The organism is Hamadaea tsunoensis DSM 44101, assembly GCF_000428945.1.
Taxonomy (GTDB): Bacteria; Actinomycetota; Actinomycetes; order Mycobacteriales; family Micromonosporaceae; genus Hamadaea; species Hamadaea tsunoensis.
On the sequence record NZ_AUAX01000015.1, the window covers coordinates 13,478 to 36,525 of the forward strand.

15 protein-coding genes are annotated in these 23,048 nt (G+C 72.0%); 5 read left to right on the top strand and 10 right to left on the bottom strand.

The window, feature by feature from the left end:
• Positions 1–8 precede the first annotated feature (8 nt).
• Positions 9–1,043, top strand: a complete 1,035-nt coding sequence (locus tag G401_RS0120780; protein WP_027344017.1) for a hypothetical protein — start codon at positions 9–11, stop codon at positions 1,041–1,043.
• A gap of 28 nt (positions 1,044–1,071) precedes the next feature.
• Here G401_RS0120780 and G401_RS0120785 read toward each other — a convergent pair whose 3' ends face one another.
• Positions 1,072–1,611, bottom strand: coding sequence for a TetR/AcrR family transcriptional regulator (locus tag G401_RS0120785; RefSeq protein WP_027344018.1), 540 nt, complete (start codon positions 1,609–1,611; stop codon positions 1,072–1,074).
• A gap of 89 nt (positions 1,612–1,700) precedes the next feature.
• On the opposite strand from G401_RS0120785, the gene G401_RS0120790 reads away from it, so the two are divergent.
• Complete coding sequence (locus G401_RS0120790; protein ID WP_027344019.1) at positions 1,701–2,519, top strand: NAD(P)H-binding protein; 819 nt, start codon at positions 1,701–1,703, stop codon at positions 2,517–2,519.
• 16 nt (positions 2,520–2,535) lie between these two features.
• Here G401_RS0120790 and G401_RS47190 read toward each other — a convergent pair whose 3' ends face one another.
• Entirely contained in the window at positions 2,536–2,850 is a 315-nt protein-coding gene (locus G401_RS47190) for a winged helix-turn-helix transcriptional regulator (RefSeq protein WP_245601800.1), read from the bottom strand.
• Positions 2,851–3,011: 161 nt separating this feature from the next.
• Between G401_RS47190 and G401_RS0120800 the strand changes: the two genes are divergently transcribed.
• On the top strand, positions 3,012–3,644 hold the full coding sequence (locus tag G401_RS0120800; protein WP_027344020.1) for an LUD domain-containing protein: 633 nt from the start codon (positions 3,012–3,014) through the stop codon (positions 3,642–3,644).
• 80 nt (positions 3,645–3,724) lie between these two features.
• Here G401_RS0120800 and G401_RS0120805 read toward each other — a convergent pair whose 3' ends face one another.
• Positions 3,725–4,702, bottom strand: a complete 978-nt coding sequence (locus G401_RS0120805; protein WP_027344021.1) for a quinone oxidoreductase family protein — start codon at positions 4,700–4,702, stop codon at positions 3,725–3,727.
• Positions 4,703–4,773: 71 nt separating this feature from the next.
• On the opposite strand from G401_RS0120805, the gene G401_RS47195 reads away from it, so the two are divergent.
• Positions 4,774–5,163 carry a MarR family winged helix-turn-helix transcriptional regulator gene (locus G401_RS47195; protein ID WP_169734224.1) on the top strand — a complete coding sequence of 130 codons (390 nt, stop codon included), beginning with the start codon at positions 4,774–4,776 and terminating at the stop codon, positions 5,161–5,163.
• 80 nt (positions 5,164–5,243) lie between these two features.
• Here G401_RS47195 and G401_RS0120815 read toward each other — a convergent pair whose 3' ends face one another.
• Positions 5,244–5,588 (bottom strand): winged helix-turn-helix transcriptional regulator, encoded by a 345-nt coding sequence (locus G401_RS0120815; protein WP_051366926.1) that lies wholly within the window; start codon positions 5,586–5,588, stop codon positions 5,244–5,246.
• Positions 5,589–5,635: 47 nt separating this feature from the next.
• On the opposite strand from G401_RS0120815, the gene G401_RS0120820 reads away from it, so the two are divergent.
• Positions 5,636–6,472 carry an MBL fold metallo-hydrolase gene (locus G401_RS0120820; RefSeq protein WP_027344023.1) on the top strand — a complete coding sequence of 279 codons (837 nt, stop codon included), beginning with the start codon at positions 5,636–5,638 and terminating at the stop codon, positions 6,470–6,472.
• A 24-nt stretch (positions 6,473–6,496) separates the two neighbouring features.
• Here G401_RS0120820 and G401_RS47200 read toward each other — a convergent pair whose 3' ends face one another.
• The 6 genes from G401_RS47200 to G401_RS47215 form a co-directional block, all read right to left on the bottom strand.
• On the bottom strand, positions 6,497–8,932 hold the full coding sequence (locus tag G401_RS47200; RefSeq protein ID WP_084557434.1) for an ATP-binding protein: 2,436 nt from the start codon (positions 8,930–8,932) through the stop codon (positions 6,497–6,499).
• Positions 8,933–8,998: 66 nt separating this feature from the next.
• Positions 8,999–9,691 (bottom strand): cellulose binding domain-containing protein, encoded by a 693-nt coding sequence (locus G401_RS0120830; protein ID WP_027344024.1) that lies wholly within the window; start codon positions 9,689–9,691, stop codon positions 8,999–9,001.
• Between the two features lie 92 nt (positions 9,692–9,783).
• A complete protein-coding gene (locus tag G401_RS58620) occupies positions 9,784–10,377 on the bottom strand; it encodes an alpha/beta hydrolase (protein ID WP_051366928.1) in 594 nt (197 codons plus the stop codon).
• Between the two features lie 61 nt (positions 10,378–10,438).
• Positions 10,439–10,966, bottom strand: coding sequence for an SMI1/KNR4 family protein (locus tag G401_RS47210; RefSeq protein WP_051366929.1), 528 nt, complete (start codon positions 10,964–10,966; stop codon positions 10,439–10,441).
• A gap of 7 nt (positions 10,967–10,973) precedes the next feature.
• Positions 10,974–11,840, bottom strand: coding sequence for a hypothetical protein (locus G401_RS0120845; RefSeq protein ID WP_027344025.1), 867 nt, complete (start codon positions 11,838–11,840; stop codon positions 10,974–10,976).
• Positions 11,837–22,957: a LamG-like jellyroll fold domain-containing protein gene (locus G401_RS47215; protein ID WP_051366930.1), complete on the bottom strand. Its 11,121-nt coding sequence runs from the start codon at positions 22,955–22,957 to the stop codon at positions 11,837–11,839. Before G401_RS47215 ends, G401_RS0120845 begins: the two co-directional genes overlap by 4 nt.
• Positions 22,958–23,048 lie beyond the last annotated feature (91 nt).

Here is a 23,048-nt window from a genome sequence, read left to right on the forward strand (position 1 = left end):
GCGGGACCATGGACACCATCGGCAACGACGAGATCGGCGCCCTGCGGGCCGAGTTCGAACAGCACATGGCGGCCGCCGAGCGCCGCTTCGAGCAGCTCGCCCGCGAGCACGACGACCTCGCCGGCCAGCTCGCCCGGCTGTCGGTGCCCGCCGCCCCGACCGCCGCCCCGGTACGCGAGAAGCTCAGCCGCCGCCGGGTCCTCGGCAGCGCCGGTGCGGTCGTGGCCGCGGCCGGTGTCGCCGCGGTCGCCGTACCCAGCCCGGCCGCGGCCGCCGACGGGGACGCCGTCCTGCTGGGCCAGGTGAACCTGAGCAGCTCCAACGCCGCCACGGTCATCGCGAGCAGCTACACCGGTTCGCAGACCGTGCTGTCGGTGACCGACGGCGGTGACGGGGTCGCCGTGCAGGCGTACTCGGACGAGGGCACGGGGCTCATCGCCGAGGGCGGCCAGGCGCCGATGCGGCTGCAGAGCCGGTCGGTGTACGGCCCGCCCAGCTACGGCACCCACCGCGCCGGCGAGCTGACCGTGTCCACACCGGACGGCGCCAACGGCTACCTGTACGTGTGCGTCGAGGACGGTACGCCCGGCAAGTGGCGCCGGGTGCAGCTGATCGACCCGGTCCTGGAGACGTACGCGCGGGCCTGCGCGGTCGAGTCGCTGACGCCCTACCGGCTGTTCGACAGCCGCCCGGGCACCCAGGCCCTGCGCTCGTACAAGGGCAAGTTCACCGCCGGCAAGAAGGTGGACATCGTGGTGCCGGGCGACGCCACCAGCCCGTACCAGCCGATCCCCGGCGTACCGGCGGGAGCGGGCGGCGTGGTGGTCAACGTGACGGTCGTCAACACCGTCGGCTCCGGCTTCGTGACCGTGTACCCGACGGCGACCGGCCCGGTGCCGAACATCTCGACGATCAACTGGTGGGCCCCCAACCAGGTGCTGGCCAACACGACGATCGTCCGCCTCGGCACCGCCGACCAGATCACGGTGTACGCCAACCAGGCCACCGACGTCATCATCGACGTCATGGGCTTCCTCGCCTGACGAGCCGGCCACTGGTCGGCTCAGCCGATCAGGGCCGCATGCCCGCCAGCGCGAAGTCGACGATCCGGTCCGCCTCGGCCGCCGATCCCGCTCCGCGCAGCCAGGCCGCCGCGTTCATGAGGGCGAACACGTCCTCGCCGCGGACGTCGGGCCGGATCGTCGCGGCGGCTCGGGCCCGGGCCACCAGATCCTCGCCGATCCGCATCATGCGTACGCAGCTCGCGTGCAGCTCTGAGGCTTCGTCGTCGGCACCGCCCACGAGTTCGGCGGCCAGCCCCTGGTAGGCGGCGGCATGCTCGGTGACCGCGCGTACCCAGCGCTCCAGCGCGTCGTCGGCGGACTCCGCGAGCAGCCGGTCGCCCAGCTCGAACAGCGCCTCGTTGCGTTCGCGCAGCAGCGCGCCGAGCAGCGTACGCCGGTTCGGGAAGTGGCCGTAGAGCGTGCCCACCGCGACGCCGGCGGAGCGGGCGATGCGCTCCAGGGGCGCGTCGATCCCGTGCTCGCGGAAGGCCGTCTCGGCCACGGTCAGCAGGCGGTCGTAGTTGCGCTGGGCGTCGGCGCGGGGCACGCGACCCTCCTCATGTCGGGGACTTGCAGAGTCGAGGGTACCTCAGGTTATATTTCGAGGGTCCCTCGACTTAACCTCAGGAGCGGCTCGTGATCCTTGTGACCGGTGCGACCGGATCGATCGGCGGCCACCTCGTGCGCCGGCTGCGTGAGCGCAATGTCGAGTTCCGGGCCCTCGTCCGCGATCCCGCCGCCGACCTCGACTGCGACGTCGTGGTGGGCGACTTCGACGACCCCGGCTCGATCGCGCGGGCGCTGCGGGGCGTGGACCGGCTGTTCCTCAACGGCGGCGGCGCGATCCCCGTCGAAGGGCCGCAGCCGATGGTGCGCCAGCAGATCGCCGCGATCGACGCCGCCGTCGCGGCCGGCGTGTCCACAGTGGTCAAGGTGTCGGTCTGGGGCGCCAGGCCCGGCGGGAAGCTCGCCGAGGGCGCGCACTGGGAGATCGAGCGGCACCTGAAGGCCTCGCCGCTGTCGTGGTCGCTGTTGCAGCCCAGCGGTTTCATGCAGAACTTCCGCACCGGAGCCGGCGCGTTCACCGACGACGGCGCGCTGATCGGCCTCGCCGGCGACTGGCGCGTCTCCTACATCGACGCCTTCGACATCGCCGCCTGCGCGGCCGAACTCCTGGCCGCGCCGCACCGCGGCAACGAGACCTACACGCTGACCGGCCCGGAGGCGCTGACCCACGCCGAGATCGCGAGGAAGCTCGGCGCCGGCACGCTCGACCTGACCCCCGCCGGGATGACCGCCCGGCTGACCGGCCTGGGGCTGCCCGCCGCGTTCGCCGCCGACGTCGTCGAGCTGTGGCAGGCGGTCGCCGCCGGGTCGCTGGCCGCGACCACGTCCACGGTGCAGGACCTGACCGGCCGGCGGCCGCGTACGTTCGACGAGTTCCTCCGCTCGTAGGCGCGCGGCCGAGACCTCAGACGGGGGTCGGCGGCCGATGGTCGTAGCGGTCGCGGGCCTCGTCGATCTCGGCGGCGTGCAGGGTCGCCCAGTCGATGAGTTCCCACGCCGTCTTCAGCAACGTCTGGCCGAGGGCGGTGAGCCGGTAGTCGACGCGGGGCGGCACGGTGGCGTACACGGTGCGCTCGACCAGGCCGTCGCGCTCCAGCGAGCGGACGGTGACGGTGAGCATCCGCTGGCTGATGCCGTCGATCGCCCGCTTGAGGTCGGTGAAGCGGCGCGAGCCGTCGCGCAGCTCGTAGATCACGCTCAGGGTCCACTTGTCACCCACCCTGTCGAGTACGTCACGGACCTGGCAGGTCAAGGAATCGCGGCTGTTCAAGACCATTGGTTACCCCCACCTCACTGAGGCAGAAAATAGTGCCTTCTTCCGCTTTCGTCCATGGTTCCCGACGATGTGGTCAGTTACCACCAAGAACCGGAAGGAACCGCATGTCCACGCAAGCCCCCGCCCTCGACGAGTCCTTCGCCGCGCCGGCCGACGACACCCGGCTCGACCGGGCCGCCGCGGCCCTGCGGGCCAACGGGTTCACCGTCCACATCGTCGACACCGCCGCCGACGCCCGCAAGCTCGTCACCACCGACCTGCTGACCGCCGACGAGACCGTCTTCACCGCCAGCAGCGAGACCGTACGCGAGTCCGGGCTGCTCGCCGACATCGACGAGTCCGGGAACTTCACCTCCGTACGCGCCCGGGCCGGGGATCTCGGCGACGACCTGTGGGCCCGCATCCGGCTCGGCGCCCTGCCCGACACCGTCGTCGGCAGCGTGCACGCCGTCACGGAGCAGGGCCACCTCGTCATCGGATCGGCCAGCGGCAGCCAGTTCGCCCCGTACGCGTCCGGTGCCCGCAAAGCCATCTGGATCGTCGGCGCCCAGAAGGTCGTCGCGGACCTGGAGACCGGGCTGCGCCGGCTGCGGACCTACAGCCTGCCCCGCGAATGGCGGCGGTTGCAGGACCTGGCCGGGCAGACGTCGTTCATCAGCCGCATCCTCATCATCGAGAACGAGTACCTGCCCGAGCGGGGGTTCGTGGTCCTCGTCCGCGAGCCGATCGGCTTCTGATCCCGTCGGGGAGAAGGGGGCTGTGCGGTTCCTCCTCCCCGGCACCCCCGTGTACGTCCTGCGGCCGGGGTCGGCCGGGCTCAGGCGGCCACCGCCAAGACGATCTTCCCGACGGTGGCGCCCTCGTCGAGTCGCTTGTGGACGGAGGCGGCCTCGTCGATCGGCACGATCTCGGCGATGTCGAACCGGACCCGCCCCGCGGCCACCAGGTCGAGGACCGCCAGCGCGTGCGCCCGCCACAACGCCGGGGCCCGGCGGGCCAGATCGCCGATGTTGTAGCCGCCGACCGTCCGGTTGTTCTTCCACAGCGGCTGCACCGGCAGCGTCAGATCCGGCTCCCCGGCGGCGTTGCCGAACGCCACCAGCCGGCCGAACGGGGCGAGCAGCGGGATGCTGTCGGCGCGTACCCGGCCGCCGACGGGGTCGAGCACCACGTCGACGCCACGGCCGCCGGTCGCCTCCAGGACGGCGTCCGCGTACGCGGATCGGGGCAGGACGAGGTCGTAGCCCGACCGCAGGGCGTGGGCCGCCTTGGCCGGATCGCCGACGGTGCCGATGATCTGGTGCGCACCGAGCGCGCGGGCGATCTGCCCGGCCAGCGAGCCGACCCCGCCCGCCGCCGCGTGCACGAGCACGGTGTCCCCCGCCGTCACCCGGCCGGCCGCGACCACCCCGTACGCCGTCGGCGCGATGCAGCCGAAGCCGCCGGCCGCCGCCAGGTCCCAGCCGTCCGGCAGCGGCAGGACGAACGCGGCGGCGACGGCGACCTGCCCGGCATAACCGCCGAACGCCGGCAGGTACGCCGCCACGGGCTGGCCGACCGTGAACGCGTCGACACCCGGGCCGAGCGCGGCCACGGTTCCCGACACCTCCAGCCCCGGCACCTCGATCCCGTCGGCGGGACCGAACACGCCCCGCCGGTGCTCGGCCTCGGCGTAGTTCACCCCCGCGTACGCGACCCGGATGACCACCTCGCCCGGGCCTGCCACCGGATCGGGCAGCGTCACCCGGCGCAGCACCTCGGGGCCGCCGGCCACGTCGAATCCGATCGCCTCCATGTCCCACCCAGCCTCTCGCTCGCGAAAGTACTTCCAGATGGGAGAATTTCACATGGGAGTATCATGGCGGCGTGAACGCGAGAAGGATCACAGCGCAGGGCCGCGCCGGGCAGGCCGCCGCCTGGCGTGACGTCGCGCGTACCTATCAGCGGGTGTCGGCCGCGCTCGACAGCGCGCTGCGGCAGGCGCACGGCATCTCCGCCAACGACTTCGAGCTGCTGACCGCCCTGGCTGGCGCCGACGACGGGCACCTGCGGATGCAGCGCCTCGCCGAGCAGACCGGCCTGCCGCTGAGCACGACGAGCCGGCTGGTCGGCCGCCTGGAGTCGACCGGGCTGCTGGCCCGCTACATGTGCCCCGACGACCGGCGCGGGGTCTTCACCCAGATCACCGACACCGGCCGGGCCGCGTTCGCGGCCGCCGGTCCGACCTTCGCCCAGGTCCTCGCCGAGCAGCTCTGACCGGCCCGAGGTCCATGACGCCACTCATTGCATGATCATTTACGGTTCCGGAGCATGTACCGGAACCGTCCTGTCGGGCCTCAAGATTCTGACGCGATGTCGTCGGCCGCCCAGTCCGACAGTGCGGTCAGTTGCCGGCGCAGCGACAGACCGCGGTCCGTCAGCGCGTACTCGACCCGGCCACCGGCGGCGCTCGCCCGGCGACGGCTGACGATCCCCTCCTCTTCGAGGGTACGCAGGCAGCGGGTCAGCATCCGCCGGCTGATCCCCTCGATGCGGCGGTCGAGGTCGTTGAAGCCGTGTACGCCGTCGGCGAGTACCCGCAGCAGCGCGAGCGTCCAGGTGTCGCCCAGCCGGTCCAGGACGCGCCGGACCGGACACTCCCGGTACGCCTGCGCGCTCACCACGATGCCGTCAGTGGACATGGATGTGCCTTCTTTCCGCAGCCGCGTACGCCGTCGAGGATCAGCGTATGCACCTGATCGACTTGGGACGGGTCACCGCGACGCCCGTCCAGTATTTCGAGAACTGGCCGCTGCCGCCGACCGAGTTCTTCCCGGGCATCGACTCCGGCCTGTTCGCCGCGCACGCCGACCGGCTCGTGCCGGATCACTGGGATCCGGCCGCCGACCGCGTACACATCGTCGTGCGGAGCTGGCTGCTGCGCGGCGGCGGGCGTACGGTGCTCATCGACACCGGACTGGCCGGCCACGGCGACCTGCCCGCCGCGCTCGCCGCCGCGGGAACGGCGGCCGCGGAGGTCGACGTCGTCATCTGTACGCACCTGCACGCCGACCACGTCGGCGGGAACACCCGCGAGGCGGCGGGCGGCGGCCGGGTGCCGGCCTTCCCGAACGCCACCTACCTGTTCGCCGCGGCCGATCTGGAGTTCTTCCACCCGGACCGGCTCGTCGAGCAGCCGGGCCGCAGCGCGGCGGTGTACGCGGCGTCGGTGCAGCCGGTCCTCGACGCCGGGCAGGCCGTGGCCTGGACCGGCGAGTACGCCGTCGACGGTGATCTGCGGCTGGTCGCCGCGCCCGGCCACACCCCGGGTCACGCCGTCGTCCGCGTGGAGGCCGGCGGCCGGGCCGCGGTCTTCGCCGGGGACCTGATGCACTCCCCGGTGCAGGTGCTGTCCCCCGGGACGTCGAGCTGTTTCTGCCACGATCCCGCGCAGGCCGCCCGGTCCCGCCGCGAGGTCCTGCGCTGGGCGGCCGACCGGGGAGCCCTCGTGATTCCGGCCCACTTCGGCGGCGCCGGGGCGGTCGGCGTCCAGGCCAATGGCCCGGGGTTCCGGATCGGCGACTGACCGGACAGTCCGCCGTCCCGGTTTCTATCCGGCCTCCTCCTCGGCCCGGCCGCCGGCGGAACCGGACAGCAGCGCCCGGACCCGGTCCGCCTCCGGCACACCGAGGCCCGCATAGCCCGCGAGCCCCGCCGACCACCACCCGGCCGCCCGCGTACGGTCGCCGAGCCCGGCGTACGCCGACCCCAGCCCCTCGGCCGCGCGGGCGCCCTCGAACCGGTCCCCCGTACGCTCCGCCCAGCCGAGTGCTTCGCGGTGCGCGTCGACGGCCTCGGCGTACCGGCCGGTGGCCAGCAGCACCTCCCCCAGGCCGTTGAGCGTCTCGGTCTCCAGGCTGCGGTCGGCGGTCTCCCGGCTGACGGACAGCCCGCGCCGCAGCAGTTCGAGGGCCTCGGCGTACGCGCCCCGTCGCGTGTGGACGGTCCCGAGGGTGGTGAGCGCGCTGCCGACGCCGGCCCGGTCGCCTGCCGCCTCGCACTGCTCCAGCGCCCGCGTCAGGTGGGCCAGCGCCGCGTCGTGCTCGCCGAGCAGGGATTCGACCGCGCCGAGGTTGCCGAGCGCGTAGCCCTCCAGGCGTACCTCGCCGAGCGCCGCGAACAGTTCGGCTGCCCGGTGGTGGTGCGCGGCGGCTTCCGCGTACCGGCCGCGCCTCCTGTGGACAGTCCCGAGGTTCAGCAGCTGCCCCGCTTCGCCGTACCGGTCGCCGTCCGCGCGGTGCAGGGCGAGCGCCGCCGTCATGTGGTCGGCCGCCTCGGCGTACCGGCCCTGGCGCTCGCAGACCAGCGCCAGCCGCCCGGTCGTCCTGGCCCCGCCCCCGGCCCCCAGCGCCCGTTCGTACAGCGCCCGCGCCTGCGCGAGATCGCCCAGCCAGCCGTGCGCGCCGCCGAGGTTCGTCAGCACCTCCGCGTCCTGCGGCGCGACTCCCGCCGCCGCGCCGTGCACGGCCAGCGCCTCCTGGAGGTGCCCGCCGACCTCGAACACCCGCCACAGCGCCCGCGACAGGGCGACGCTGTGCCGCGGCCAGCCGTGCCGCGCGGCGTACCGGGCCGCGGCCACCAGGTTCGCCCGCTGCTCGTCGCACCATTGACGGGCATCATCGCGTACGCCGAGCGGCCGCTCGTTCTCCGTCGCGGTCCACGGCACCGGCGGGTCGTGGGGGAACAGGGTCCGGGCCGCGTGGACGGCCGTCGCCGTGTAGTGGTCGAACAGTCGGGTCAACGCCGGGCGCACCTCCTCGGGCGGCGCGGTCTCGGCCGCGTACGCGCGCAGCAGGTCGTGCAACGTGAAGCCCGGTTCGACGAGGTGCGCGCCGGCCAGCTCCGCCAGTGCGGTGTGCGCCCCGGCCACGGTCAGGTCGCCGAGCGCCGCCGCGGCGTACACGTCGAAGGAGGTTCCGGGGTGGAGTCCGACGAGGCCGAACAGGCGCGCGGCGGCCGGGCTGAGGCGGGCCCGCGACCAGGAGAAGACCGTACGCACGGCGGCGCGGGGGTCGCCGGGGTCGAGCAGGTCGAGGCCGGAGCCGGCGCGGAAGCCGGCGACGAGGGCGGCGAGCGGCCGGTCGGCGCGGGCGGCGGCGACGCGCAGGGCGAGCGGCAGCCGGGCGCAGCAGGCGGCGAGCTCGGCGGCATCATGGCGGGTGAGCCGTTCGTCCACAAGGGAGCGCAGCAGGGCGACGGCCTCCTCCTCGCTGAGGACGTCGAGTGGAACGCGGCGGGCGCCGTCGCGGGCCACCAGGCCGGGCAGGTCGTCGCGGCTGGTGACCACGACGCGGCAGTGCGCGCCGCCGGGCAGCAGCGGGCGCACCTGGTCGGCGGCGCAGGCGTTGTCCAGCAGCACGAGGACCCGCCGATCGGCCAGCTCGGTACGCCACCGCGCGGCGCGCTCGCCAGCGTCGGCGGGGATCTCCTCGGGACGGACGCCGCAGGCGCGCAGGAACGCGGCGAGGGCGTCGGCCGGCGGGACGGGCGCTCCGGCGTCGTAGCCGCGTAGGTCGACGTAGAGCTGCCCGTCGGGGAACCGGTCGGCGACGCTGTACGCCCACCGCACCGCCAGCGCGGTCTTGCCGACGCCGGCCGTGCCCGCGACGACGACCGGCCGGGGATCGGCGAGTGTCGCGTCCAGCGCCTCCCACGCGGCCGCCCGGCCCACGAACGGGTACGCCTGCGGCGGCAGCTGGCGCGGGACGGCGCGGCGGATCGCGGGCCGCCGGGCCTCCTCGACCCGGTCGCGGGCGGTGGCGAGCGCGCCCTGCTCGGCGGGCGTGGCGCCGAACAGCCGCACGAGCGTGTCGAAGCGGTCGGTCGGCGGGAGGACGCGGCCGCTCAGGTACTCCCCCACGATGCCGTGCGACCAGCCGGTCCCGGCGGCGATCTCGCGGTAGGTCAGCTCGGCCGTACCCCGGGCGCGGGCGTGCCGGCGGCGCAACTGGCGCAGGAGCCGGCCGAGATCCTCCACAGAGGACACCTGGGCGACCCGGAGATCCGGGTCGCCGGTGGCGTATGGGCGTACGCGACTGTCGATGTCCGCAGCTTAACCCGCCGTGCAGGGCCGCCCGTCGAGCGAGAAGGCGCTCGGCGGGGTGACGGGCGCCGGGCCGCTGCCGGCGAAGCCGACGGGCAGCTGCCCGCCCGGCGCGATGACGGCGCTGTACGCCAGCGGCGCGAGCGTCCCGGCCGTCCCCGACCTGGTGAGCGCGGCGTTGAACACAGAGCCGACCGTGATGGCGGCCGGCAGGCTGAACCCGACGCGCCAACCGGTAGTCGCAGCAACCGTCGTGTTGACCAGCGTCACCGTCGCGATGAAGCCGGTGCTGAAGGTGACGACCTGCACCCGGCAGGTGACATAGGGCGTGAGCGCGAGAGTCGTGACCGTACCCGTGGCCGACCGGGCCGAGGCGTTGCCCGCGGCGTCGAAGGCGACGACCGCGAAACTGTAGGAGGTCGCCGGGCTCAGCCCGGTGACACTCTGGAACCGCCCGCTCGGCGTGGTCGTGCGGATCGTCGTCCACACCCCGCCGACCAGCTGCTGCAGGTAGTAGCCGGCGACGCCGGTGTCATCGGCCGACTCGCCCCAGGCCGCGTTCAGCGCGGTGGTCGTGACGCTGCTGAAGTTCGGCGCCGACGGAGCCGACGGCGGCGTCGAGTCGGCGGCGTACGCAGGCGCCTGCATCAGCAGGGCGGCCGCCGTGGCCAGGGCGGCCAGGGCCGGTCTGTGCAGTCTCATGGGAACCCTTCCGTGCTCGTCCGTGGAGTGGGCTGATTCTCCGTCGGCCGGGCGGCACGGCATCGATGTGTTGGACGGCGTTGGACAAGCCGTCAGCCGGTGATCTCGCGCAGGCGCTCCCGCAGGAACTCCGCCGTAGGATCGAACCACCGCTGCGGATGCCGCACCATGAAATGCCCGTCCCCTTCCACCAGCGCGAACCGTGCCCCGCTGCGGTCGGCGTACGCGCGGGAGGCGGCAGGATCGGTGATCCGGTCACGGGACCCGTGCAGGATCAGCGCGGGTGTGCGTACCAGCGGGTCGCCGGGTTCGATCCAGGGCGCGAGCGCGCAGACACCGGCGACCCCGGGGACGGCCGCGGCCGCGTACAGCACCGCACGGCCGCCCATCGAATGCCCGACGAGCAGGACCGGCCGGCCGCCGAACCGGCGTACCGCCCAGGTCGCGTCCCGCGCGGCGTCCGCGGCGGCGCCGTTCCAGCCCCGGAACCGGTACCGCAGCCGCCAGACCTGCGCGTCGTACTCACGCGCCAACGGCACCAGGGCACGGCTGAATCCCCACTGCCACAGATAGGTCAGCCGCCCCCGGCCCGCGGGCGCACGGCTGTCGGCCTGGCCGCCGTGCGCCACGATGATCACCGCGCGGCTGCCCGTGCGGCGTACGCCTTCCAGGGCGGGTGCGCTCATGTCCTTCCTTCGGAGCAGGCGGGGTACGCGGATGGCCGGACCCCGGTCTGACTCCCATGGTTCACCGCGCCGGATAACGCGCGAACACCGGATCCGGCCGGGGAAAGGCCCGTGGGAACACCTCGATGTACGTCGCGCGGGAGAGTACGGCGACGAGGAAGTCGACGATGCCGCCGTCGAACTCCGGCCACTTCGTGTTGCGGGCACCGTTCGCGACGATCCGCCAGTCGTCGGGCCGGTCCTCGGGGTCGCGTATCCAGTAGACGGTGTCGCCGTTGTCCGTCACCGCGACGGGCAGCAGCCGGCCCGCATCGTAAGGAAGCGGCTCGTTGCCCGCCTGGAACGCCTCGAAGAGTTCCTCCATACGCTCCGCCTGGGCTTCCAGCTGGACATACACGGACGTGCAGCCCGGCTGGAGAACATGCAGGAACTTGTCGAAGGCACCCGGCCCGTACCGCTCCACCAGAAGCTTGTAGTCGGCGGGCAGCGTGAGGCCGAGCCTCGCCTCGGTCGCCGCCCAGTCCGGCGCCGGCACGACGCCGGCGGGTGGCGGCTCGACCACGAGGATCAGTTCGTCCAGAATGCTCACGGGCAGACTATGGCTGACGAACGGTCCGGATCGCCAGGGACGAGACGGGCAGCGAGCCGTCGCCGGCCCGCATCGCGGCGGCCCGGACGCCCGAGCCGGTGATATCGATCTCGGCCTCCCCGACGACGTGGGCCACTCCGGCCCGGCCGAGCGCCGCGAGGCACTCGTCGAAGCTCTCGCCCACCGCTGCGAGCCCATCGCCCGTACGCGCGCCGGGCTTGGTCACGCACAGCCGCCGGGCCTGGTCCGCCTCGTCGTACTCGACGGTGAGGCCGGCGAAGAACGTGTCCACCGGCTCGGCGTACATCGTCGACGCCATCCCGGGACCGAACGCCTGGCGGACGTCGGACCGCACCGCTCCCAGCGCTACGGGGCCTACGCGGTCGGCGTACACGGTGAGATCCGGTGGGCCGACCGGCGCGGCCGGCTCGAAGAAGTCGATCCGGCCCGGCGGATCGGCCACGTACGCCTCGACGGCGTCGAACGGCTCGTCACCGGCCTGCCCGCCGCGGGCCGACAACGCGAGGCCGGCCGCGCGGACGATCCAGAGGTCCCGTGAGCGGGTGACGTCCAGGCCGCGCTGTTCGAGGGTCTCGACGACCTGCCGGGCAGGGACGCTCAGCAGCGGAACTCCGTCGAAGGCCGGCTCGGCCGGCGGGATCAGCTCCACCGAGGCGAGCAGGCCCCCCGCCCGGAACGAGAGGATCAGGCCGTGGCCCCGGTAGAGATCCGAGCGCTCGGCCATCGCGGCACCCCGGCGAAAGGATTCGTTCGGAGCGCCGAGCAGCGCCCGGGTGCCTGTACGCGTACCGCCGAAGCGGAGGTCGCCGACGCGTTCGAAGGCGACCACCACCGTACCGGCATCAGACGTCATATGAAGGTTCCCTTGAAGATACCGGCCTTGTTGATCGCCGCGAGGTAGTCCGGAAGTGCTCCGAGCATCTCGTTCATGGCCGCGTCGTACTTGTTGCCGAACATCGACTTGATGTTCAGGATATCCATGTCCAGAGCTTCGGTGAGGCGCCCCTGGCGCAGGAGGTACATCTGCTCCGCCCGATGCAGTTCACCCGCGTAGCCCCGGCCCCAGCTCTCCGTCAGGACGTGATCGGCCTCATCCATCTGGATGGCGAGCCCCTGGCCCTCGGGAATCCCGAACACCTCGGTGTTCGCCTGCGACGACGGCATGTGGTTGATCTCTGTGCCCGGCACGTTGTTCCCGGTGGCCGGATCCTTGAGGTCCTTGTACTGCCCGCCGCGATAGTTGTGCCCGGCCGGCGCACGGCCGCACTTCTTCGCGTTGTGGACCAGCACCGCCACGTCGCCCGCGAGGACGAAGTAGGTGTGCAGGCCGTCGATGGTCAGGTCATAGGTGACCTGGGTGGCGTGATACAGCCGGACACCGGTCACCGTCGCCGTGCCGTCGGTGGTCTGCAGCCGGTCGCCCACCTCCAGCTTCGCGGCCTCGACGAAGGATTCCTTCGTCTTGTCGAAGAACGCGTGGTGGTAGGTGGTGGTGAGCTTGTGCTCGCCAGTGCCTTGGGCGTCCTTGATCGTGAGGTCGACGAAGTCGTGGTCCGTCGTCGTGACGATGACCCGGTCGACCTTGTGGGACAAGGTTCCCGACTTCTCCGGGGCCGCGTTGGCGACCGTGTCGCCGGCCTTGATCTCGTCGATCCGCTTGGTGGATCCGTCGGCCATCAAGACCTTGGTGGGGCCGACGAAGCTGTGTACCTCCACCTCGCAGCTGGGGCTGTCCGATTCACCGGCCTCGGATTCGGGTCCCGACTCCTCCTCCGCGCTCGGCCGCTCTCCCGCCTTGCCCGCCTGCCCGGCGTCTTCCGCCGCGGAGGTCGCCGCGCCTTCGCCGCCGGCCTCCGCCGTTTCGGCGACCGCGGTCTCCGTGGCGTCGGTCGCGAGGCCTTCGACCGCTTCCGCGCCGCCGCGGCTGAACAGCCCGCCGACCGCGCCGAGTACCCGGCCGCCGACCGCGCTCAGCAGCTTGCCGCCGAGCGCTCCGCCGAGGCCGGACAGGCCGCCGACGGCGCCGCCGATCAGGCCGGCCTTGAGGAAGGCGCCGGCCGAGCAGGCGCCCTTCTTGCCGTCGAAGCAGTTGGCCGCCTGGGTGAACAGCCCGCCGACCGCGCCGGACAGCGCACCGCAGGCGACCGCTCCCGCGACCGCTCCGACGCCGCCGGTGGCGGCTCCGAGCACGGCCTCGCAGCCCAGGAAGACCGCTGTCGACACCACGAACGATCCGATCGCCGCCGCATGGTTCTTGACGAAGGTGCCGGCGGTCTTCACCGCGTCGACGGATTTGTGGTACGCCGTCGAGACGAAATGCTCGGCCTTCGCCTTCATCTCGTTCTTCCAGGCGGCGAGCTGCTGTCGCATGTGCTGCATCTCGCGGTTGAAGTCGCGCAGCTCCTTGTCGAGCGCGGCCATCGTCCGGTCGTACTTGTCCTTCACCTTGTCGACGAAGGTGGTGACGCTGTGCTTGGCGTCGTCGTAGAAGGAGGTCGCCTTGTCGCTGACCCAGTTCCAGGTCGCCGACGCCGCCGACGTCACCGAGTTCCAGGTGCTCGACGCGGTGTCCGAGACCCAGCCGGTGAAGCTGCCCCACCAGCCGTGGCCCGAGGGGTCGGTCATCCGCAGCGGGCTGCCGCCGACATACGCGAACGGGTTGGCGGCGGCCGAATTCGGCACCGGGCCGGGCCCGGCGGTGTCCTTGTTCATGAACTGGCCGGTGGCCGGGTTGTACCAGCGCGCCGCCATGTTGACCTTGCCGGTCGCCTGGTCCGTCCAGCCGGACTGGTAGCCGAGCTGGCCGGCCAGGCCGGTCCGGGCGAGGACGTTGCCGAGCGGGTCGTACGCGGCCGACCCGGCGAGAGTGGCTGCGGCGGCCTTGAAGTCGCCGACGACGTCGGTGTGCGCGTCGGTGTACGCGAGTTCGCCGTCGCTCGTGGTGCCGCCGACGAGTCCGATGCCGACCAGGCCGCCGTTCGGGTCGCGGGAGTAGGTGTTCTGGTTGTCGGCCGCGAGCGTGTTGCCGATGCCCGAGTAGCTGAACGTGATGGCGTTGTCGGTGAGCACCCGGCCGACGGCGTCGTACGCGTACGTCTGCGTACCGGCGGTGATGGTCTGGCCGTAAGCGTCGGTGGTGTAGGAGGTCGCTCCCGCGGAGGTCATGGTGCCGCGGGCGGTGTAGACGTAGGAGGTGTAGCCGTCGCCGGTGAGCTCGTCACGGGCGTCGTAGGTGTAGACGTCGGCGCCGACCTGCGTCCGGTTGCCCGCGTCGTCGTAGCCGTAGTTGACGGTGGTGGTGCCGTTGTTCCAGGACGTCAGCCGGCCGGCCCAGTCGTAGCCGTAGACGTTGCCGGCGGCGGACCCGAAGCCGGTGGTCGTCTTCGAGGTCTCGTTGCCGCCGGGGTCGTAGCCGTACCCGATCGAGGCGACCGTGGCGCCGCTGTTCGTCAGCGTGTCGCTGCCCAGCCGGTGCATCGGGTCGTAGGCGAGCGTACGCAGGTCACCCGTCGCGTACTGGATGGTCTTGATCTGGGAGAGCGTGTTGTAGCCGAGCGTGATGCCGGTGCCGGTGGCGGCGTCGGTGATCGTGCTGAGCCGGTCGGAGCCGTCGTAGCCGTAGCCGGTGGTGCCGCTGGCGTCCTGACGGGAGGTCATCAGGCCGTCGGTGTTGTAGCCGAAGGAACTCGCGCCGCCCGAGCCGGCCGCGGTGAGCATCTCGCCGCGGTCGTTGTAGGTGAACGTCTCGGCGGAGAGGGTCCCGGTCGTCGCGGCCTGGGTGAGCCGGCCGTCGAGGTCGAAGGTGAACGACCGGCCGGCGGTGGCGGCCTCGGCGCCGCCACCGGACTGCGAGGTGACGCGGCCGGCGTTGTCGTAGCCGACGGCGAGCGTGACGCCGCCGGGAAGCGCCTGCCCAACGGCCCGGCCGTCCTCGCGGTAGGTGGTGACCGTCTTGCGGTCGCCGTCGGTGCTGTAGTTGGCGGTCGCCGGTTCGGTCACCGTCTCCGCCAGGTTCCAGGAGTTGAAGCCGTACAGCCAGGACTTGCCGCGCCCGTCCGTATAACGCGTGCGGTTGCCGCGCAGGTCGTAGCCGAACGTGGTCACGATGGAGTGGGTGGCGGACGTCGGCTGCGACTCCTGCACGAGCTCGTTGAGGGCGTCGTACGCGAACGTCGTCGTGTGCCCCAGGGCGTCCGTGGTGGACAGGACGTTGCCGTCGGCGTCGTAGGCCGACGACCGGGTGCTGGTCGTCGCACCGAAGGAGTCCAGAGTGGACACGGTCAGCGGGTGGCCGTCGACGTCGTAGGTGGTCGCGACCGCCGAACCGTCCGGCGCGGTCGTCCTGGTGGCGCGGCCCAGGAAGTCGTACGCGTACTGCGTGGTCGTGTTCGCCGCCACGTCGGTGACCGACGTGGTCTCGCCGGCCTTGTCGTACGCGTACCGGGTGGCGGCGCCGTTCTGCGTGGTGACCGAGGCCAGCCAGGCTCCGCCGGGGTTCGACGCCGACGCCGCGTACGAGCGGGTGGTCGTCGAGGTCGTCGGGGACGGGTAGCGGTCGAGCACGGTGGCGGTCACCTGGCGGCCGAGATGGTCGTAGGTCGCCTGGGTCTGCGCGCCCATCGGATCGGTGGCCGACATCCGGTCGCCGTTGGCGTCGTACGTGTAGTGGGTGATGCCGCCGTCCGGCGCCGTGACCCGGGCGAGGTCGCCGAGCTGGTCGTAGAGGTACTGCGTCGCGTGTCCCAGCGGGTCGGTGGTCGAGGTGAGGTTGCCGACCGCGTCGTAGGCGTTGACCGTCGTCACGTCGTGCAGGATCGTCGACGTGCCCGGCTGCGTGTAGTCCGGCAGGATCTGCGCCACCGCCCGGCCCCGGGCGTCCCTGGTCAGGCGCGTGATGTGACCGTACGAGTCCTCGCCCTCGACGAGTTCGCCGAAGGCGTTGTAGCCGCGGGTGATCACCGGAGAGACCGAGTTCGTGACGACTCCGTCGACCTCGGCGGTGATCGCCGGGGCGACCGTCGTGCTCAGCCGGCCCGCCTCGTCGTAGTTGTAGGTGGTGACGTTCTGGTTCTGGTCGGTCGCCGTCTTCGGCAGGCCCCGCCGATCGCGGGTCCAGGAGGTGGTGAGTTCCGTCGAGGACGCGACGGCCGATCCGGTACGCCCGGCGGCGTACAGGCCGGCGACTTCGGTGCCGCTGAGCTTGCGCTGGTAAACCTGCACATTCGCGATCTGGCCGTTGAAGTACTGGGCCGCGGCGCCGTTGACCTTCGCCCGGCCGACGGTGAACGCGCCGGCGGCCTGCCACGGTGTGGTGAAGGCGACCGAACCGGCCGCGGCGCCGTTGACGAACAGGGCGAGCGTGCCGGCGGTCGAGTCGTACTCGCCCACCAGGTGCTGCCAGCTGCCCACCACCGCGCTGTTGGCGGGGGCGTCCACGCCGACCCACGATCCGGCCGCGGCGTCGCTCGCCGCGGCGCCGATCCGCCACGCCGTGGAACCCGGGTCGTATTGCAGGTAGAACGCCGACTGGTTGGTGCCGTCCTGGGCCGCGACGGTCGTCGCGGCCGCGGCGCTGCCGAGGTCGACCCAGGCGGAGACCGTGAACGAGGTCGTCGTGCTGAGGACCGGCCCGTTGGTGGTGACGGCGCCCGAGGTGCCGTTGAACGAGGCGGTCCCGCCCGACCACGTGACGCCGGCCGACGCCGACGCCGCGTTGCCCGTGCCCGATGCGTCGGTCACGACCGATCCGCCCGCCTGGTTGAGCCGCCACCAGGCCAGGGGATGCCCGGCGCCGTCCGCCCGGGTCGACCGGGACAGCATCTGCCCCATCGCGTCGTAGGTCATGGTCGCGACCTGGCTCGCGCCGGTCGCATCCGACCGGGTCATCGTCGCGACCTGGTCGTCAGGGGTGAAGGCGATCGTCGTGCGGCGCGCGACACCGCCCGGGTCGAGGACCGAACCCGTCTGGCGCGAGGCCGCGTCGACCGTGAAGCTGGAAACCGTCGCGCCGTTGTTGGTCGTCCGCGTCAGCACGTTGCCGGCCGCGTCGTAGGTCACCGAGTTCTCGATGTACGCGTTCTGCCCGTTCTGATCGGTCCGGGTCACCGAGACCTGCAGGCCGTCGTCGGTGTACGCGTACGCCGACGTGAAGCCCATCGCGTTGGTGACCGACTGGAGCCGGCCGGCCGGGTCGTAGGCGCGGCTCTCCTCCAGCAGCGCGGTCGGCGCGGACGGGCTCACCGGGTCGCCGGTGAAGTTGGCGAGCGACCGGGTCAGCAGGTTGCCGTTGGCGTCGTACGTGTAGAGGGTCTGCGTGCCCTGCGGATCGGTCTCCGTCGCCCGGCGGCCGTACGCGTCGTACGTGTAGTGCGTCGTGTTGTGCTGCGGCGTCGCATCGACCTGCGAGTCGACCTGATCGAAGGCGTTGAACGTGGCGGTCTGCGTACGCGTCGTGTCGTGCGCGGTGCCGTCGTCGGCCACGCTCTGCGAGGTCACGTCGCCGTCGACGTCGTAGCCCGTCGTCGTGTGCGCTATGTGCGTGAATCCGGTGACCCGGTCGAGCACCGCCGGGTCGACCTCGTCCGTGACCTGGTTGTGGCCGTCGTACGCGTACGTGGTGGCGAGCCCCGCCGGGAAGGTGTCCGACACGATCGTCTTCGTGGCGACCCGGCCCAGGGCGTCATAGGCGTACCGGGTGATCAGGCCGTCGGCGTCGGTCGTGGTCGCGATGTCACCGTTGTGGTTGTAGACGATCGCGTTGACCGCGCCGCCCGGCGACACCATCCGGTACGGCAGGCCGGCGGGAGCGTACCCGCTGTCCGCCGCGGCGACCGTCGTCCCGTCCGTGTACGCGATCGTGCTCGTCCGCCCGGCCGGGAAGCCGGCGACCGGCGGGGTCGTGACCGAGGTGAGGTCGCCGAGCGTGTCGTAGCCGTAGGTCGTCTTGAAGGTGTTGTCCGACGCCGACACCGACCGCCCGTCCCGGCTGGTGAGCAGCTCCCCGGCGGTCGGATCGGGCCGGTCGGACAGCGCGGTGATCTCCGAGAACTGCAGGTAGTAGTTCGCGGACGAGTCCTTGCGCAGCGTCGTCGCCGTCACCTTGACGTAGCGGACGTTCATCGGCGCGAAGCCGAACGTCGCGGGCGACGGGGTGGTCGGCTGGGCGTAGTTGGACTGCGTGGTGACGGTGGTCCAGGTCGTGTTGTCCGGTGAGACGGCGACCGTGAACGCCTGCGGGAAGCAGAGGCCGACGTTGCCGCTGTCGTTGCGCGGGTAGAGGCTGACCTGGTCGATCTTCTTCGCCGTGCCGAGGTCGAGCTGCACCCAGGCGGTGTTCGCCGCGGCCGTGTACGCGGTGCTGCTGTACCCGATGGCACCGGCGACCGAGGTCGTGTTCCCGTCGACCAGCGCCGCCGGGTTCCACGAGCTGTTGTTGAGGTTGCCCGAGGACGTGACGGTCGCCGACTTGGCGACGTCGAGTCCCATGCTGTTCGGCTGGTACGTGGTGTACGTCGTCGAGCAGGTGTTCGTCGCCTGGTTCTGGCAGGTGGTCTTCGAGACGGGGTTGCCCTCGGTGTCGTGGCCGGTCGTCGTGACGTCGCCGTTGGCGTCGGTGAGCGTGCTGAGGAAGCCGGACGTGTCGTAGCCGTAGCTGGTCTTCGCGCCCCGCCCGTCGACGGTCGCCACGACCCGGTTGCCGTTGCGCGGATCGTACTGGTACGTCAGCGTTTTCGCGCCGGGGTCGGTGACAGTCACGGTCGTCAGCGGCGCCAGGCCGTAGGAGTTCTGCGCGGCGTCGTACTGGGCGGCGACCTGGGCGGCCGTCAGCTGGCTCGGGTAGAGCGCGACCTCCCCCAGGGTCCCGTTGAAATACGCGTCGGCGTTGTTGGGCAGCGCCGTCCAGCCCGCGCCGGAGTGGCCCGTGCCCGCGTACACGTAGGACAGTGCGCCGGTGGCGATGCCGCCGGTGGCCGTCTTGGTCGCGACCTGCTTGCCGTCCAGGTAGAGCACCTGGTTGGTGCCGGCGCCGGTGAGGGTGACCTGATGCCACTTGCCGTCGGTCACCGTGACACCGGAGGCCGCCACCGCCATGCCGGCGGCCGTCCAGATGCCGCCGTACAGCTTGCCGTCGCTGCCCACCCAGAGCATCGGTTCGAAACTGCCCGAGGTGCCGCCGCCCATCGCCACGCTCTGCGTGGCGAGCATGATCCCCGTCGGATGCGTGGTGTTGAACCACATCTGCGCGCTCAGCGGCCCGTTGGCGGGCAGCGCGGCGCTGGGAATGCCGAGCGACGAAGTGGTCCCGTTGAAGGTCGCCGCCTTCTCGTCGGCGAACCGGCCGGTGGCCCCGAGGTTCACGTTCGCGTACGCGGCCGTCGGGTACTTGACCTCGCTGGCGGCCTGGCCCACCCCGGCGGCCTCGCCCAGCCGGTAGTACGCGGTCGGCCGCGCACCGAGGACGGAGGCCCGGTAGACCTGGCTCGATCCGGCCACCGAGGGCGCGGAGACGGTCCAGGCCCCGCCGTTCTCGTCGGTCACCGACGTCACCGCCGCTGACACCGGGTCGTACGCGATGGTCGCGAATGTCTTCTGCGAGGGCCGCTTGACGGAGGTGAGCAGGGTCGACGCGTTGCGCCCGGCCTTGTTGAGGGCGGCGACGTCGGCGGCGCTCAGCACGGTGTCGAAGTAGGCCGCGTCGGCGATCGAGCCCTTGAAGTAGGTCGCGTACTCGGTGTCGGTCGAGGCCGAGTGCGGCTCGTCGGGCCAGCCGAGTCCGGTGCCGTAGGTGTCCGGGCCCAGATATCCCACGCCGAGATAGGCGAACTGCCACGCGGTCGGCAGCGTCAGCGACAGGCCGAGGGCGCCCCAGCCGGGAATCGTGGATCCGGCCTGCGCGCCGTCGACGTACATCTTCTGCGCGCCCTGGTCGCCGGTGAGCACGACGTGGTGCCACTGGCCGTCGGCGTACGACGCCGTGGACATGATCGGGCTGAGCGTCGCCAGGCTCGTGCCCCAGAACTCGCCGATCAGCTTGCCGTCCGTGCCCAGGTAGATGGCGGGCATCGAGTTGCCCTGATGGGCGGTGGCGTAGATCTTCATGTCGGAGTACCCGTACAGGACACCCGCGGGCGCGCCGACCGGCGCGTTGAACCACAGGGACACCGACTGGGAGATCGCCGAGTTCAGATGCAGGTTCGGCAGCTGCACCATCGACGTCGTGCCGTTGAAGCCGACCGCCTTGGCGCTGCTGCCGGCCAGCGGCCCGGTGACGCCGTAGGTCACGTTCGCGTAGGTGGCGTTGTCCGTGCCTTCGTTGACGAGCGAGGTGCTGTACGCCGTCGTGCCGGACGTCTCCGCCAGCGGCCAGTACGACACGGCGCCTTCGTCGGTGACCTGGTTGCGGAACTGCGACGAGGGGTTCGGGGAGTAGCCGTAGCGCGTGCAGTCGACCGTCGTGCCGGGCGGGCACACGGTGGTCAACTGGTCGCCCGTGTAGCTGTAGTTCCACACGTACGGGTCGTTGGTGGTCAGCGCGTCGGTCGCCACCGACGCGATGTGCGCGGTCGCCGGGGCGACCGGCGTCGTCCAGGTCAGGTGCAGCGCCCGGCCCGACACCGCCGAGGTCATCGTCGTGATCTTGCCGGACGCCCAGGTGAAGTTGGCGGCCCGTGCGTTCGCGTCGGCGACGCTGGCCACTCCGTAGGCCCCGCCGCCCAGGGACTGGGTGAAGGTGTACGTCGTGTCGGCCTTGTCGATCAGCTCGTAGCCGCCGGCCAACCGGATCAGCGTCGCGGCCCGGCCCTGGCCGGCCGTGAACGAGCCGTCCGCGTTGCGGCCGAACCCGACCTCCGAGCCGTCCGGATAGGTGACGACCACCGTGGACACCGCGTTGGCCGCGTTGTACCGCTCCACGGCCCGCATGTCGAACACGCTGGACCAGGCCGCACCGAACGCGCCTGTCGTACGCGGATCGCGCGAGTTGTAGTCGCGTACCACCGACAGGGAGGGGCCGACGGAGGCCACGTCGGCGTCGGTCGCCGTCGTCGTGTAGTTGCCGGCCGCGGCATCGAAGCCCTTGCCGCCGGAGTTCTGCGACAGCGCGGACGTCACCGACGGCTGCGGCACCTTGGTCGACAGCTGGTACACCAGCGGATTGGGGCTGTAGTTCGCGCCGTCGTACGCCTGCACCAGCCAGAAGTACGTCTGTCCCCAGCGCAGCTTGCCTTGCGGCACGACCCATTGCGAGCCGGCGGTGGGTCCGGAGTCGACCACGAGGGCGCCCCCGGCGTCCAGGACCTTGTAGTCGAACTTCACCGGGTTCGCCAGGTAGAAGTCCTCGGTTCCGATCGCGGAGAGCGCCGGCGTGAGGGTCGGCGTCGCGTACCCGTTGGCCGGGCTCTGCGTCAGGATCTCCGGCAGCATCACGCCGGTGTAGGTCAGGGTCAGGTAGGGCGCGCCCCAGGGCAGGTTCGCCGAGCCGAAGCGCTTCCAGGTCAGAGTGTTGGACTCCACCGCGTAGAGCGCGAGACCGTAGTCGGCCGCGGCGCCGGTGGACCAGTTGCTGAACGTGCCCGTCGCCAGCGGCACCGTCACCCAGTCGCCGATCGACCGGTCGGCGCCGGTGTTGTGGCAGGCGTTGGTCACGGTCGGGGTCAGGTTGCCGATCGACGCGCCGTAGGTGGGGCCCGGCCAGGAGGTCACCGTCGGCGCCGCCCACGCCTGCGTCACGGCGGCGACGTCGAACCGTTCGGCGGTGCAGACCGTCGCCCACGTGTCGAACAGGCTGAGGCTCGCCGAGGAGACGGTCACCCCGGAACCGTCGATGCCCGTGTTGGGAAACTGGAGGAACGACCGGGACTTGTGCGTCCCCGAATCGTACGAGCCGACGTTGATGACGTTGTCCGTCGAATGGTCGCCCGGGTAGTCCGGGTTCGTCATCGCGTACGTGGTGCTGGGCGTCTGCCAGTTCCCGGTGGACGGGTCGACGGTGACCGGGAAGACCCGGGCGGGGTCGTGCAGCCAGGCGGCGTCGAGGGTGACGACGAGGCGGGTGTGCCCGCCCGTGGTGGTCAGCTTGTAGGCGACCGCGTCGGTCGTCGCCGGCGCGCCGGAGAGCTTGTCGACGTTGGAGTCCCACGCCTGTCCGGGTGCGATCTGGCCGAGCTTCGTGCCGGCGGCCGTGGACAGGTCCACGCCGCCGTTGTCGGCGAGGGTCGCCGACAGCCCGTGCAGCGTCAGGTCGTACGTCCATTCGGCGGCGGCCGCCGCCGAGTGCAGGACCATCTCCTCCACGTCGCCCCGGGCGGTCGGCGTGAGCTTCATGTCGGTGCCCGGCAGCACGCCCGCGTACGTGATCGTCGAACCGCTGACCGTGCCGGTGACGTGGGCGGCGCCGTTCAGCCGCTCGGTCACGGAGTGGTCCTTGTCCAGCGTCAGCGTGGCGAGCTTCGCGCCGTCGGCCTGGGCGGCGAACTGGACGCCGACCGAGTTGCCGTGCTCCCGCCAGCCGCCGGCGGCCTCGCGGTCCAGCGCCGTGTCGATCGGCAGCCAGCCGCCGCCCGCGTCGCGATAGTTCACCGTGGACTGGTAGAGCCGCCGCGTATGCGAGCCGTCCGCGTTGACGAAGTAGGTCGACGTGGCAGTCGAGCTCCCGGGCACCCGTACGCTGGTCTGCGCGTCGAATCCGTGCGCCTTCACGCTGGCGCCCGCGACCACGTTCGGCACGTAGTCCGCGTACGCGGGGAGCTGCCCCTTGCCCTGTCCCGGCCGGTGGCCCGCGCCGATGCCCGCCCGGGTCGACGCGGCGGTGGCGGTGTGGCCGTGGCCCCGGGCGGTGCCGGACTGCTGCACCGGCAGCGGTCCCCAGGGGTTGCCGCCGAACGCGGTGAGCAGGCCGGTCAGCTCCGGCATCGACAGACCGGGCCAGCCGCCGGGCACGGCGGCGAGCGCCTCGCCGTCCGACAGCGCCACCCCCAGCGTGAGAATCAGTCCGAAAAAGAAGGCGCGCAGCGCGTATCGCCGAACGCGAAAACTCCACGACCGTGCTTCAGCACGCATCGTC